We start from the raw sequence: 14,120 nt of genomic DNA on the forward strand, positions 1-14,120 counted from the left end.
TTAAGATTATATTTTTAAAATGAAAATACTTCATTTAGACACTAATCACTCTCTGTTAATAAATAAATTAAAGAATTTAGGTTTTGAAAACTATGAAGATTATATCTCTTCAAAATCAGAAATTGAAGCTAAAATTCATTTGTATGATGGAGTTATTATTCGTAGTCGATTTACCATTGATAAACAATTTTTAGATAAAGCAACAAGCCTTAAATTTATAGGACGAGTAGGAGCTGGATTAGAAAACATTGATTGTGATTATGCTGAAAAGAAAGGAGTACACTTAATATCAGCACCAGAAGGAAATCGAAATGCAGTAGGAGAGCATACGTTAGGAATGTTACTTTCTTTGTTTAACAAGCTTAATAAAGCAGATAAAGAGGTACGAGAAGGTAAATGGTTACGAGAAGAAAATAGAGGTGTAGAATTGGATGGAAAAACTGTTGGAATCATCGGTTATGGTAATATGGGGAAAGCCTTTGCTAAAAAACTCCGTGGTTTCGATGTGGAAGTAATATGTTACGATATTAAGCCGAATGTTGGTGATAATAATTGTAAACAAGTTTCTTTAGAAGAACTTCAAAAAAGAACTGATGTTTTAAGTTTACATACTCCACAAACAGAATTAACGATGAATATGGTTAATTCAGACTTTATTAATGGTTTTTCAAAACCATTTTGGTTGTTAAATACTGCCAGAGGAAAATCAGTAGTAACAAAAGATTTAGTAGTCGCTTTACAATCAGGAAAAGTTTTAGGAGCAGGATTGGATGTATTAGAGTATGAAAAAAAATCGTTTGAAAACCTATTTACAAACCAAGAAATGCCCGAGGCATTTCAGTATTTAATAAAAGCAGAAAATGTGTTGCTTTCTCCTCATGTTGCTGGTTGGACCATAGAAAGTAAAGAAAAGTTAGCGCAGACTATTGTAGATAAAATTAAAGAAAAATTTTGTTAACTTGATGCTTCAAAATCATGTAACATGAAATATGAAGCAGCTACAGTAGAAGAATATATTTCTCAAGTCCCAGAAGAACGACAAGAAGTTTTACAAAAGCTTCGTAACCTTATTAAGGAAAACCTACCTAAAGGATTTGAAGAAGGAATCAATTATAATATGATTGGGTATTATGTTCCACATTCAAAATATCCCGATGGTTATCATTGTAATCCAAAATTACCACTTCCTTTTATGAATTTAGCTTCACAAAAAAACTCAATAAATCTATATCATAGCGGAATTTATGCTAAAAAAGAACTACACGATTGGTTTATAGCTGAATACCATAAATACTGTAAAAGAAAGCTAGACATGGGTAAAAGCTGTATTCGTTTTAAAAAGCTGGATGATATTCCGTATGAATTAATTACTAAATTATGTACAAAGATGACTGTAGATGAATGGATTTCTATCTACGAATCAGTTGTAAAAAAGAAATAAAATGAAGAAAAAAGGTAAAGTAATAGGAATAGGAGGAGTTTTTTTTAAAACAGAAGACCCTAGAGCAACGAAAGACTGGTATAAAAATAACTTAGGTTTTAATACTGATGATTGGGGATGTACGTTTTGGTGGAAGGATAACGAAGGTAAGAAGGCATCAACACAATGGAGTCCGTTTGCGAATGATACAAACTATTTTGAACCGTCTAAAAAAGACTTTATGTTTAACTATCGAGTTGAAAATTTAGTAGAGTTATTAGAAGAGTTAAAAGAAAAAGGAGTTACCGTGATGGATAAAATAGAGGAGTATGATTATGGTAAATTTGGATGGGTTGTAGATTTAGATGGAAATAAAATTGAGTTATGGGAGCCAAAAGACGAAGCTTTTTTATAAATTTAGCACCGTCTAATAAATAAAAAATAAAAAAATGGATGTAATTGATGAAAATGGGAATACTGTCCCTAATCAAGAAAGTAAACGTGTGTTAGCTGGTATTTTAGCGATTTTAATAGGTTCAATAGGAATACATAAGTTTGTATTAGGATATACCAAAGAGGGTATTATACAAATTATAGCTACGATTATAACTTGCGGTTTTGCAGGAATCATTCCTTTTATAGAAGGGATTATTTATTTAACAAAATCTGATGAAGAATTTGTTGAAACATATCAGGTAAACCAAAAAGGATGGTTCTAATCATCATATAGAAAAAGCGCCTTAAGGCGCTTTTTTATTTCAATTCAGAAAGGCTATACAAAAAATCCTCCAGCTTTTTTAATTCTTTTGGTGGATTACCCGCATCAAATACACTTGACCTATATTCCTTATTAGCTATTTTAATAGTAAACTTCGCATGCAAAGCTGCGTCTGTTATTCTTTTTTCACTTGGTGCTTGTAAATCGCTTATTTGTTCTAAATTCAACTCATTTACTATAGTGTTTAATTCTTCTAATTGTTCTTTAGTTACTTTTTTACTCCCTTCTTTTTGATTTATTTTGTACGATAAGTTATTTCCTTCGATAGTTAACTGCACTATACTTCCTCTTGTTTGAGCTTCATAAGCTATTTTATCAAACTCTTTTATTTTATTTTGTGCTGCACAGTTCATCATTAATAAAAATACTACAGGAGTTATTATTTTTAGGTATTTCATCTATTCTTACTTTCTAGTTAATCATAATAAAAAGACGCTCTTTTAAATAAAGAACGTCTTAATATATGAATTTCGTATTAAAATAAAGTTAGTCTGTTATAGTAGACTCTAAATTCTACTGGAACAAATACTACACACCTATTCTAGTTTTTTGATCTTCTGTAAACATGTATATACAAGTATCATTAAAATAATAATCCACAAAGGGTTTATAACCTTTGCAAACATTTTAAAAACATTAATTATGAATAATAATTAACACTTTAAAAACAACTAATGATAAACAAGTAAAATATCTGCTTAAATACCAAATATAAAAAAGACACCTAAATTAGGTGTCTTTTTATACTATATTATATTAAATAGCTATTTAAGCTTTTTCTTAACTGCTACTTCAGTATATGCTTCTAATGTATCTCCTTCTTTAATATCGTTATATCCTTTAATTTGAAGACCACAATCGTATCCTTTAGTTACTTCCTTAACATCGTCCTTAAAACGTTTTAATGAAGCTAACACACCATCATGAACTACAATTCCATCTCTAATTACACGAACTTTAGAGTCTCTTGTAATTTTCCCTGTCATCACCATACATCCTGCGATATTACCAATCTTAGAAATTTTATAAACTTCTCTAATTTCAACATTACCAAGAACTTCTTCTTTCATTTCAGGAGACAACATTCCTTCCATTGCATCTTTCAGGTCGTTGATAGCGTCATAGATGATTGAGTAAGTTCTGATATCAACTTCTTCTCTATCTGCTACCGAACGCGCATTTCCTTGCGGACGTACGTTAAATCCAACGATAATTGCATCTGAAGCTGTTGCTAATAATACGTCAGATTCTGTAATTGCTCCAACTCCTTTGTGAATAATATTCACTTGGATTTCTTCTGTAGATAGCTTTTGGAACGAATCTGTTAACGCTTCAACCGAACCATCAACATCTCCTTTTAAGATGATATTTAACTCTTTAAAGTCTCCTAATGCAATACGACGACCAATTTCTGCAAGTGTTAATGTTTTTTGTGTTCTAACAGATTGTTCACGTTGTAATTGAGAACGTTTTGCTGCTATTTGCTTAGCTTCACGCTCATCTTCAAATACATTGAACTTATCACCTGCTTGTGGTGCACCATCTAAACCTAAAATTGATACTGGCGTAGAAGGTCCTGCCTCTTTTACTTTCCTTCCTTTATCATCAAACATAGCTCTTACTTTACCACTATGCTTTCCGGCTAAGATATAATCTCCAATTTTTAATGTACCTGCTTGTACCAATATTGTAGATACATATCCTCTACCTTTATCTAATAAAGCTTCTACTACAGCTCCGTTTGCGTTTTTATTAGGGTTTGCTTTTAACTCTAATACTTCCGCTTCTAATAATACTTTTTCTAATAACTCATCAACCCCTTGTCCTGTTTTAGCAGAAATTTCTTGCGACTGAATGTTACCTCCCCAATCTTCTACTAATAAATTCATAGAAGAAAGTTGTGTTTTAATATTGTCTGGATTCGCGTTAGGCTTATCTATCTTGTTTATTGCGAAGATAATTGGCACTCCTGCTGCTTGTGCGTGAGAAATCGCCTCTTTTGTTTGTGGCATTACATCATCATCTGCAGCTACTACAATAATAACTAAATCCGTTACTTGAGCACCACGAGCACGCATTGCTGTAAAGGCTTCGTGACCTGGAGTATCTAAGAAAGCTATTTTATGTTCTCCTACCTTCACTGCGTAAGCACCAATGTGTTGTGTGATACCTCCTGATTCACCTTCAATAACATTCGCGTTACGGATGTAATCTAACAATGATGTTTTACCGTGATCTACGTGTCCCATCACTGTGATAATAGGTGCACGAGTTATTAAATCTTCTGGCTTGTCTTCAACTTCTTCTATAGATTCCTCAACTTCAGCTCCAACAAACTCTACAGTATAGTTAAATTCTTCTGCTACAATTTGTAATGTTTCAGCATCTAATCGTTGATTCATCGTTACCATCATTCCTAACATCATACATGTAGAAATAATTTGGGTAACGGGAACATCCATCATAGTTGCTACTTCACTAACCGTAACAAATTCTGTTACTTTCAACACCTTACTCTCTGCTTGTGCTGCCTGTAATTCAGCTTCACTTTGCTGGCGGTGGGCATCTCTTTTATCTCTACGGTATTTTGCTCCTTTTCCTTTTTTAGATTTACCCTGAAGTTTTTCTAAAGTTTCTCTAACTTGTTTTTGGATTTGTGCTTCTGTTAGTTCTTCTTTTGGAGCAGCTGCTGGTCTTCTACCTCTTTGACCTCCTCGGTTACCACCTCTCTGGCCTCCTCGGTTTTGACCTCCTCGGTTATTTCCTTGAGGTTTAGCGCCTGTTCCAGGACTTCCTGGTTTGCTAATTCTTTTACGCTTCTTTTTATCTCCATCAGCCTTATTAGCTTCAGGTTTCTTCTTTTTTGGTCTTTCAAATTGTTTTAAGTCAATTTTTTGACCTGTAAAATTAGGACCTTCTAATTTTTTGTACTGAGTTTTAATTTTCTCAGCATTTTCTGGAGTTATTTCTACCTCCTTTACTGGTTGCTTCACCTCTTTAACCTTATTTTCAACAGTCTTTTTAACTTCTTTAGGCTGTTCTTTCTTCACTTCCTTTTTAGGAGTATTAACTGTTTGTTCCTTTGGTTTTTCAGTTTTAGGAGGCTCTGGCTTTTTCTCTTCGACCTTAACTGGTTCTTCAACTTTTTTAGTTTCTTGAACTGGTTTAATAGGCTCTTCTTTCTTTGGTTCCTCTATTTTCTCCTCTTTTTTAGTAGGCTCCGGTTTTACCTCTTCAGCTACTTCTTCAATAGCCTTACCAGTTTCAACATCTATTTTACCTACTGTTTTAAGTTCTAACTTTTCAGCTTTGGCTTTTAAAACTTCTTGTTTTTTAGCTTCCTCTTCTAATCTCTTTCTTTCTTGCTCTTGTTCTAATTGCTGACGAATTGCCTCTTTCTCTTTTTTCTTTTCTTCGCTCACTTCCTTAGAGGCCACCTTTTTAGATTTATCAGTTTGGAAACCATCAAATAAAATTTGATATTCTGCATCTGATATTTTGGTAGTAGGGCGAGCTTCAATCTCATAGCCATTTTTAGCTAGGTGTTCAACAGCTCTATCTAAAGAAATGTTTAGTTCTCTTAAAACCTTATTTAGTCTTAATTTTTTGCCTTCAGCCATATATTATTTTATACTTTTTATTGAAAAAACACACTTTACACGTCTCTAGTACGTATAGTTATGCTCTTTTTCTTCTTTTTGCTAGATTTTATACAGTTTCCTATATTAGGACACTAGCTTCCTTTTTTGTGTTATATTTAGTCTTCGAATTCTTCTCTTAAAATTCGTTGAACATCTAAAATTGTTTCTTCCTCTAAATCTGTTCTTTGTACTAACATTGATACATCTTTTTCCAAGACACTCTTTGCTGTATCTAAACCTATTTTCTTGAATTCTTCAATTACCCAAGCTTCAATTTCATCAGAGAATTCTGTTAATTCAACATCTTCTTCTTCAATACCTTCTCTTTGAACGTCAATTTCGTAACCTGTCAACTCACTTGCTAAACGAATATTTACACCAGCTCTACCAATTGCTTTTGATACTTCTTCTGGTTTCAGCAAAACATTAACACGTCCTTTCTTACCATTCTTTTCTTCATCAAACATTTCAATGTCTACTGAAGTTACTTTTGCAGGACTTAAGGCTCTTGCTACAAATAACTGTTCGTTCTTTGTATAGTTAATTACATCAATATTTTCGTTTCCTAATTCACGAACAATACCATGAATACGAGATCCTTTTACACCAACACAAGCTCCAACAGGGTCTATTCTATCATCGTAAGAATCTACTGCTATTTTTGCTTTATCTCCAGGAATCCTTGCTACGCCTTCAATAGTAATTAAACCATCGAAAACTTCAGGAATTTCTTGTTCAAATAATTTCACTAAGAACGCTGGTGAAGTTCTTGATAAAATAATAGCGGGTTTATTACCTCTTAACTCTACAGATTTTATCACTCCTCTAACTGCATCTCCTTTTCTAAAGAAGTCTGAACGAATTTGTTCACTCTTTGGTAAAACAATCTCATTTCCTTCATCATCCAACAAAATTACAGCATTATGACGAATATGGTGTACTTCTGCACTATAAATTTCTCCTTCTAAATCTTTAAATTGTTTAAAAACGTTTGTACTATCGTGCTCGTGAATTTTAGAAATTAAGTTTTGGCGTAATGCTAAAATAGCACGTCTACCTAAATCTACTAGCTTTACTTCTTCAGAAACATCTTCTCCAATTTCAAAATCTGGTTCAATTTTCCTTGCTTCTGCAAGTTCTATTTCCTCATTATCATCTTCAGACATTCCATCTGCCACCACCACTCGATTTCTCCAAATCTCTAAATCTCCTTTATCAGGGTTTATAATGATATCAAAATTCTCATCTGACCCAAACCTACGCTTTAAGGCTGCACGAAATACTTCTTCTAAGATAGACATTAATGTTACTCTGTCTATACTTTTATTATCTTTAAACTCCGAAAATGATTCTATTAACGCAATATTTTCCATTTCATTCTCTAATTAAAATATGATCTTCACTTTTGCTTCTTTAATATCCTGATACGCTAGTATTTTTGTTTTTTCTACCGTATGCTTTCCTTTACCTATTGGCTTAGGCTCTCTTGCTTTCCAAAATAGGGTAATGGTATCTTCTGTTACCTCAGTTAACGTTCCTTCAAATTCTTCTGTTGCTGTTTTAACTTTTAGAATTCGGTTGATATTCTTTTTATACTGACGTTTTACAGCTATTGGATGTGCAATATCTGGTGTTGTCACTTCTAACGAAAAATCTTCTTCTTCTCTATCTAAATTATGCTCTATATTCCTACTAATACGAATACACTCACTTAGTGGCACACCTGAATCTCCATCTACTATTACCTTTATTTTGTTATCCGACAAGAATTGTAAATCTATTAAATATAAAGATTTGTTTTCTTCTAAGGCTTCTTGTAATAATTCTCTAACTCGTTCTTGATTCATCTTAGGTATAAAAAGAGGGGACTAACGTCCCCTTCATCTATCTGATTAATAAATTTGGTGCAAATATAGTAAGTTATTCATTAACACACAAATATCAACCCTCTTTCTTTATAACATTGTTTTTTGTATCTTTAAGAAACTATCTCTCTTAAAAACTTTCTTATTATGAAAAAAATATTAGTACCTACTGATTTTTCGAAGTCTTCTGAATATGCTTCGAAACTAGCTTCAAAAATAGCTAGCAAAGCCAACAGTGAAGTACACTTACTTCATATGGTTGAACTTCCTACAGGAATCGTTGACATGGGGGCAGGAACTAACTTTAGTATTCCTGAAAGCATGTTATATATTAGAAAGGTTCGTGACAGACTCCTCGATTACAAAAAGGATTTTTTTCCTAAAATTAAAAATGTTAAACATGCTATCAGATTTCAAAGTCCATTTGAAGGTATTAGAGATTATTCTAAAAAAAACAGTACAGATTTAATCATTATGGGATCTAAAGGGCATACAAACCTTGAAGAAATCTTAATTGGGTCTAACACTGAAAAAGTTGTACGAAACTCTGAAATACCTGTCATTGTTACAAAAAAGAATAACGACAGTTTTACACCAAAAGATATCGTCTTTGCATCTAGCTTTAAACCTAAAAAAAATAAGGCTTTTGAACGATTTCTTGATTTTAGTAATAATTTTGATTGTACAATACATTTACTAAAAATAAACACTCCCCAGAAATTTGAAAACTCTCAAGACACTAACGAAAGAATTAAAAAAATTATAGACACATATGGTTTAGAAAATTACACTATTAATATTTACAATGACTCTTCTGTTGAGAAAGGAATTCTTCATTTTGCTAATAAAATTAACGCAGATATAATTGCTTTAGCTACGCATGGAAGAAGTGGCTTATCTCATATTTTTAATGGCAGCATTACTAAAAGTCTCTCTAAAAGTGCTATGCGACCAATGCTAACATTTAAAATTTAACAAAAAGGTCAAGGGAAAACCTTGACCTTTTTCTTTCATTAATTATTTTCATATACCTTTAGCAAATTTATAGCTTCCTTTTTTGCACTCCAATTTTCTATAATTTCTTTCCGAGCACTACTTCCTAAATAAGCATTTTTTTTACTCATTAGATTTACCATTATTTTTTGAAGTTCTGGTACACTTCCTGATGTAAATAAATATCCTGACTTCAAATGTGTTACTAGTTCAGAGTGAACTCCAACATCTTTTGTTGCTACTACTGTATTTCCACACGCCATTGCTTCTGCACAAACTAAAGAAAAGCCTTCTGTAAAAGATGGTACTACTGAAATTTTAGCTGCTTGGTAATAAGAAACAATATCTGAGGTTTCATCAATAAAATAAATCTGGTTTTCTACTTTATTTTTTTTCACTATTGCTTTTAATTCTTCTAAAAACAATGGTTTATCTACTTTACCGACAACAACCAGCGCCCAATCTTTATTTTCTTTTAATTTAGGAGCTACAGCTTCTAACAATATTTTTTGTCCTTTTGCTTTTCTTACCCTACCTGCACAAAGAATAATATTCTTTTGAGCAATATTACTTAACTTTTTTTCTGGATTAGGAATAAAAAGGTTTGTATTTATACCATGAGGTACTTTAACATTTGAAATACCTAGTTTTTTATGCATTGCACTTGTTAACGTAATAACTTCATCTGATTTTCTTAGTAAAAATCGTGTAAAATTAGAAGGATCTGTTTCTGCATGTCGCGTAGTTATTAATTTAAATTTTGCTCCTAAAAAACGATACCATAACATTTTTAAAACTTCATTATTTCGATGACAATGAACAACAATACTCTTTTTTGAGAACAACAACTTTTTTAACTCAGAAGTTGTTATTTTTTCACCTTTGATACCATAACCATAAAGATATGTTGTACACAGTTTTTTTAACTGAGGTAATACATTTTCAATACTTCTTGTAACACCTGTTCTTCGTTTATGAAAGTGAGTATGTATAACTATAAGATCAGAACTCATCTAAGCAAATCTTCTTTCTATGATTTGAAATAATCTATTTTCATATTCTTCTTTATCAGACCAATCATAATCTGGTTTAATCATTTTATTAATAAATTTTTTTGCTTCTTTTTCTGTTTTAAAAGTATTTAATTGAGAAATAACCCTATTAAAATCATTTTGATTTCCTTCAAAAAGGTGTTTTACAAAAGCAATTCTATCGTTTAAATCAATTTGAATTGTATTTAGAAAGTGATCATTTATTGTTTTCTTAGGTGCCGCCTTAGTAAATAAATCTGTAATTACATCAACTGATATAGTATCTTGCAACTCATCTTCTAAAGTAGGAGTTTTCCTATCCCCAACATCTTTTATATCATTTTTTACGTCCTCTCCATCACTATGTAACAGTTCTTCTAATTCATCAAAAGGCTGTTCAATGATTTCATTAGTAATTATTTCTTCATTAATTCCTTCTATTACTTTTTCAGCTATTTCATCTGCTTCTTGCTCAAAACCTTCTTTTAAGTCTTCTTCTAAGTGATGTACTTCCCTACTTTCTATAGACTCTTGTTCCTCCTTTTGTATCTTTTCTTCTGTAGACTTCTCTACTTTTACCTCTTCTTGAATTGGTTCTTTCTTTTTTTCAACCTCAGCATCCAAATCATCTACAACTTCTTTCTTTGTCTCTAAACTTACCTCTTCTATCTTAGGTAAAATTTCTTCAACAGCTTCAGCTTGCTTTTTTTCTTCGGCAAGTAAAACATCTTTTAACAGTTCCTCTTTAGTTTTTGTAGGATTAGGAGTATTATTTATGTATTCTTCTACATACGCTAAAACCGAAAGTTTTTCGTAAACCTCATATGCCTTTTGCTTTAACTCAAACACATCTTCTCTATTTTTCATCTGTAAAATACTGTGTGCTAAACTGGTTAAATCTGATGCTAGTTTTTTGTGCATAAGTTGTCGTTTGATATTAATTTTTGCTGTTAAATTTTAATAAATTTGTTCCTCATTCGAAAGTAATACAAAAATCAATAATTAGAGCTTAAAATTACAAAATGTTTCTTGAAAATACAGTAAATCATACAGAACAATTTGGTTGGATTGAGGTAATTTGTGGCTCAATGTTTTCGGGGAAAACCGAAGAATTAATTCGTAGACTTAAACGTGCTCAGTTTGCTAAACAACGTGTTGAAATTTTCAAACCTGCAGTTGACACAAGATACGATGAGGAGGAAGTAGTTTCCCACAATAAAAACAGTATTCGTTCAACACCTGTTCCTGCATCTTCTAATATTAGATTATTAGCAAATGATGTTGATGTTATTGGAATAGACGAAGCCCAATTTTTTGATGACGAAATTGTAGCTGTTTGTAACGACTTAGCAAATAGAGGAGTTCGTGTTATCGTTGCAGGTTTGGACATGGATTTTAAGGGTAAACCTTTTGGACCAATGCCTGCGTTAATGGCTACTGCAGAATATGTTACTAAAGTACATGCCGTATGCACTCGTACAGGAAACTTAGCCCATTATAGTTATAGAAAAGCACAAAGTGAAGATCTAGTTTTTTTGGGCGAAACTCAAGAGTATGAACCACTAAGCAGAGCTGCTTATTACAAAGCCATGAAGGAACACGAAATACAAAATAAAAAAGAAAGCACTAATGAATAACAATCATGTTACCGTATTAGAAATTAATACTAAAGCTGTACTACACAATTTAGCTTATTTTAAACAGAAGCTACAACCTACTACAAAAATTTTAGTTGTTGTCAAGGCTTTTGGTTACGGAAGTGAGTCTACTGAAATTGCTAAAATTGTACAAGACCATGTTGATTATTTTGCTGTTGCTTATTCTAATGAGGGAATGGCTTTACGTGAGGCTGGAATTACAACGCCTATCTTGGTTTTAAACCCTCAAATTCAAAACTTAAAAGATATTGTTAAATATCGCTTAGAGCCTAATCTATATAATTTTAAAATCTTTGATGCTTTTTTAAAACTTGCTGATGAAGAGCCATTAATGAATTACCCTGTTCATTTAAAATTTAACACAGGATTAAATAGAGTAGGCTTTTGGCATACTGACGTTCCAACTATTGTAGCAGAGCTAAAAAAATCAAACAATGTAAAAGTTGAATCTATATTTTCTCATTTAGCAGCTAGTGAAGATTTAAACGAACAAGAATTCTCCATAGGTCAAATAAATAACTTTGCTTACATAGTAAAACAAGTTTATGAGCACTTAGGATACCAACCTATGATACATATCTTAAATACATCTGGTATTATCAATTATCCACAAGCTCAATTTGACATGGTTCGCCTAGGCATAGGCTTATATGGTTTTGGAAATGATGAACAAGAAACAGCTCAACTTAAAAATACACATACGCTTAAATCTATAATTTCTCAAATCAATATAGTTCAACCAGGTGAAACAGTTGGATACAATAGAGCTTTTGTTGCTAGTCAACCTACGCGAAGCGCAACCATTCCTATAGGACATGCAGATGGTATATCAAGAAAACTAGGAAATAAAAATGGATTTGTGTTCATTAACAATAAACCAGCTCCTATTATTGGAAATGTTTGTATGGATATGATAATGGTTGATGTTACTAAAATTGATTGTAATGAAGGTGACGAGGTCATTATTTTCAACCATCAACAACACGTAGAATATATGGCTCATAAGTGTGAAACTATTTCGTATGAAATACTTACTGCCTTATCTCAACGTATAAAAAGATTGGTTAAAAGCTAATTTTTTTATATTTTTCAGTTCAATTAACTATTAAAAATCAAAAATATGGGAATGCTCAAAGAGTTTAAAGACTTTGCAATGAAAGGAAATTTAGTAGACATTGCAGTAGGTTTTGTAATGGGTGCTGCTTTCAAACAAGTAGTAACCTCTTTCACTGGAGGAATTGTTTCTCCTTTAATAGGACTTATTTTTAAAGCTAATTTTAAGGACATAAAGTATGTAATTAAAGAAGGAGTAACTGATGAAGCTGGTAAAGTAACAGGCGAAGTTGCTATAATGTATGGTGAGTTTTTAACCAATGTTATTGATTTTATTATTGTAGCTTTTGTTATGTTTATGGTGGTAAAAGCAGTAAATGCTATGAAGAAAAAAGAAGAACCTGCTCCAGAAGCTCCAAAGGGACCTAGTCAAGAAGAACTATTAGCAGAAATTAGAGATTTACTAAAAAAGTAATCCGATTAAATATTAAATAGAAAAGCTCGCAATTGCGAGCTTTTCTATTTTCTAATAGTTCTATCTAATTTACACATGCTTTCCTTTCTCCCAACCATGTTTTCCTAAATACTGTTCACCACTTTCAACCGCACCATCTTCAATACTTGTTCCCATAGAATCATTCCAACGATTTAAATACCCGAAAAGAGAAATCACACCTAACATTTCAACTATTTCACCTTCATCCCAATATTTATACAATTCTTCTTTTATCTTTTCATCTACCATATTTGGAACCATAGAAGCTGCCAATGAAAAATCTAACGCAGCACGTTCAGCATCAGAAAAGGCAGAGTGTGTTTTATATTCCCATATATTATCTAATTGTTCTTGTTCTGCACCATAACGCTCAGCAGCACGAATTGCATGTGCTTGACAATAACGACAACCTGTAGCATTGCTACTTACCCAAGCAATCATCCGTTTTAAAGCAGAAGTTACGCGACCGTGATTAGCCATTACTGCTTTGTTTAAATTGATAAATGCTTTGGAAATTTCTGGTCGTCGTTGCATGGTTAACACTGAATTCGGACAAAAACCTAAGGTTTCATTATAAAAATCAGATAATTGTTTTGTTTCCGCATCATGATTCGGATCTAAAGGAGTTACTAAAGGCATAGATTTATTTTTTAAGTTTTTAATACTAACTTTTTACTGTAAGTTTGTGTTACTATTTAAATGTACTAAGTCGAAATACACACAGACTTACTTACGCAATAAACAAAAAATTATCAAGATATGGCAACAAACACAGTTACAACCGTTTGGAAAGAAAACATGCAATTTGAAAGTGACAACCCTAGTGGACACTCAATAGTTATTGATACTTCTGAAGAGCATGGTGGCAATAATTCTGGATTACGACCTAAAGCTATGATGCTTTCATCGTTAGCAGGCTGTTCTGGTTTAGATATCGTACCTATGCTAGAAAAAATGCGTGTAAAAATTGATGATTTTAAAATTGTTGTTACTGGTGAATTAACTGAAGAGCACCCAAAATATTACCATAAAGTTTTAGTGGATTATCATTTTTACGGTAGTGATTTAGACGAAAAAAAAATTAACAAAGCAGTAGATTTATCGATAGAAAAATACTGTGGTGTTATGGAAATGTTTAGAAAATTTGCTGATGTAACTACTGCTATTCACTTACATAATAACTAA

Annotated in this window: 16 protein-coding genes; 9 read left to right on the plus strand and 7 right to left on the minus strand. The window is 32.1% G+C overall.

Going from position 1 to position 14,120, the window contains the following annotated elements:
* Positions 1-19 precede the first annotated feature (19 nt).
* The 4 genes from ACXIHB_RS09105 to ACXIHB_RS09120 are packed head-to-tail and all read left to right on the plus strand — an operon-like array spanning position 20 to position 2,139.
* Complete coding sequence (locus ACXIHB_RS09105) at positions 20-958, plus strand: 2-hydroxyacid dehydrogenase (protein ID WP_159488557.1); 939 nt, start codon at positions 20-22, stop codon at positions 956-958.
* A gap of 24 nt (positions 959-982) precedes the next feature.
* Positions 983-1,441: an iron chaperone gene (locus ACXIHB_RS09110; RefSeq protein ID WP_462098093.1), complete on the plus strand. Its 459-nt coding sequence runs from the start codon at positions 983-985 to the stop codon at positions 1,439-1,441.
* A 1-nt stretch (position 1,442) separates the two neighbouring features.
* A complete protein-coding gene (locus ACXIHB_RS09115) occupies positions 1,443-1,835 on the plus strand; it encodes a VOC family protein (RefSeq protein ID WP_239178179.1) in 393 nt (130 codons plus the stop codon).
* A 34-nt stretch (positions 1,836-1,869) separates the two neighbouring features.
* On the plus strand, positions 1,870-2,139 hold the full coding sequence (locus ACXIHB_RS09120) for a TM2 domain-containing protein (RefSeq protein ID WP_073182210.1): 270 nt from the start codon (positions 1,870-1,872) through the stop codon (positions 2,137-2,139).
* A 34-nt stretch (positions 2,140-2,173) separates the two neighbouring features.
* Here the strand turns inward: ACXIHB_RS09120 and ACXIHB_RS09125 are convergent, their stop codons facing one another.
* From ACXIHB_RS09125 to rimP, 4 genes are all read right to left on the minus strand, one after another.
* Complete coding sequence (locus tag ACXIHB_RS09125) at positions 2,174-2,596, minus strand: hypothetical protein (protein WP_462098094.1); 423 nt, start codon at positions 2,594-2,596, stop codon at positions 2,174-2,176.
* 366 nt (positions 2,597-2,962) lie between these two features.
* The gene (infB, locus tag ACXIHB_RS09130) at positions 2,963-5,818 is read right to left on the minus strand and encodes a translation initiation factor IF-2 (RefSeq protein WP_047790700.1); all 2,856 of its coding nucleotides are present in this window, start codon (positions 5,816-5,818) and stop codon (positions 2,963-2,965) included.
* A gap of 137 nt (positions 5,819-5,955) precedes the next feature.
* Positions 5,956-7,212 (minus strand): transcription termination factor NusA, encoded by a 1,257-nt coding sequence (gene nusA / locus ACXIHB_RS09135; protein WP_047790701.1) that lies wholly within the window; start codon positions 7,210-7,212, stop codon positions 5,956-5,958.
* A gap of 12 nt (positions 7,213-7,224) precedes the next feature.
* Positions 7,225-7,686, minus strand: coding sequence for a ribosome assembly cofactor RimP (gene rimP / locus ACXIHB_RS09140; RefSeq protein WP_047790702.1), 462 nt, complete (start codon positions 7,684-7,686; stop codon positions 7,225-7,227).
* A gap of 165 nt (positions 7,687-7,851) precedes the next feature.
* On the opposite strand from rimP, the gene ACXIHB_RS09145 reads away from it, so the two are divergent.
* On the plus strand, positions 7,852-8,679 hold the full coding sequence (locus ACXIHB_RS09145) for a universal stress protein (RefSeq protein WP_159610954.1): 828 nt from the start codon (positions 7,852-7,854) through the stop codon (positions 8,677-8,679).
* A 38-nt stretch (positions 8,680-8,717) separates the two neighbouring features.
* On the opposite strand, the gene ACXIHB_RS09150 is transcribed toward ACXIHB_RS09145, so the two are convergent.
* Together ACXIHB_RS09150 and ACXIHB_RS09155 are read right to left on the minus strand one after the other, a co-directional pair.
* Positions 8,718-9,710 (minus strand): glycosyltransferase family 4 protein, encoded by a 993-nt coding sequence (locus ACXIHB_RS09150; protein ID WP_462098095.1) that lies wholly within the window; start codon positions 9,708-9,710, stop codon positions 8,718-8,720.
* Positions 9,711-10,649, minus strand: a complete 939-nt coding sequence (locus ACXIHB_RS09155) for a hypothetical protein (protein ID WP_349264683.1) — start codon at positions 10,647-10,649, stop codon at positions 9,711-9,713.
* A gap of 101 nt (positions 10,650-10,750) precedes the next feature.
* Here ACXIHB_RS09155 and ACXIHB_RS09160 point away from each other — a divergent pair, with 101 nt between their 5' ends.
* From ACXIHB_RS09160 to mscL, 3 genes are read left to right on the plus strand one after another with little or no spacing between them, the layout of a single operon-like run.
* Positions 10,751-11,365, plus strand: a complete 615-nt coding sequence (locus ACXIHB_RS09160) for a thymidine kinase (RefSeq protein ID WP_462098096.1) — start codon at positions 10,751-10,753, stop codon at positions 11,363-11,365.
* Entirely contained in the window at positions 11,358-12,461 is a 1,104-nt protein-coding gene (gene alr, locus ACXIHB_RS09165) for an alanine racemase (RefSeq protein WP_462098097.1), read from the plus strand. The genes ACXIHB_RS09160 and alr overlap by 8 nt, the downstream gene beginning before the upstream one ends.
* 51 nt (positions 12,462-12,512) lie before the next feature.
* Positions 12,513-12,914 carry a large-conductance mechanosensitive channel protein MscL gene (gene mscL, locus ACXIHB_RS09170; protein ID WP_073182703.1) on the plus strand — a complete coding sequence of 134 codons (402 nt, stop codon included), beginning with the start codon at positions 12,513-12,515 and terminating at the stop codon, positions 12,912-12,914.
* Positions 12,915-12,983: 69 nt separating this feature from the next.
* Here mscL and ACXIHB_RS09175 read toward each other — a convergent pair whose 3' ends face one another.
* On the minus strand, positions 12,984-13,574 hold the full coding sequence (locus ACXIHB_RS09175; RefSeq protein ID WP_167712818.1) for a carboxymuconolactone decarboxylase family protein: 591 nt from the start codon (positions 13,572-13,574) through the stop codon (positions 12,984-12,986).
* 120 nt (positions 13,575-13,694) lie between these two features.
* Between ACXIHB_RS09175 and ACXIHB_RS09180 the strand changes: the two genes are divergently transcribed.
* A complete protein-coding gene (locus ACXIHB_RS09180) occupies positions 13,695-14,120 on the plus strand; it encodes an OsmC family protein (RefSeq protein ID WP_073182218.1) in 426 nt (141 codons plus the stop codon).

Source organism: Tenacibaculum sp. IMCC1 (genome assembly GCF_054906355.1).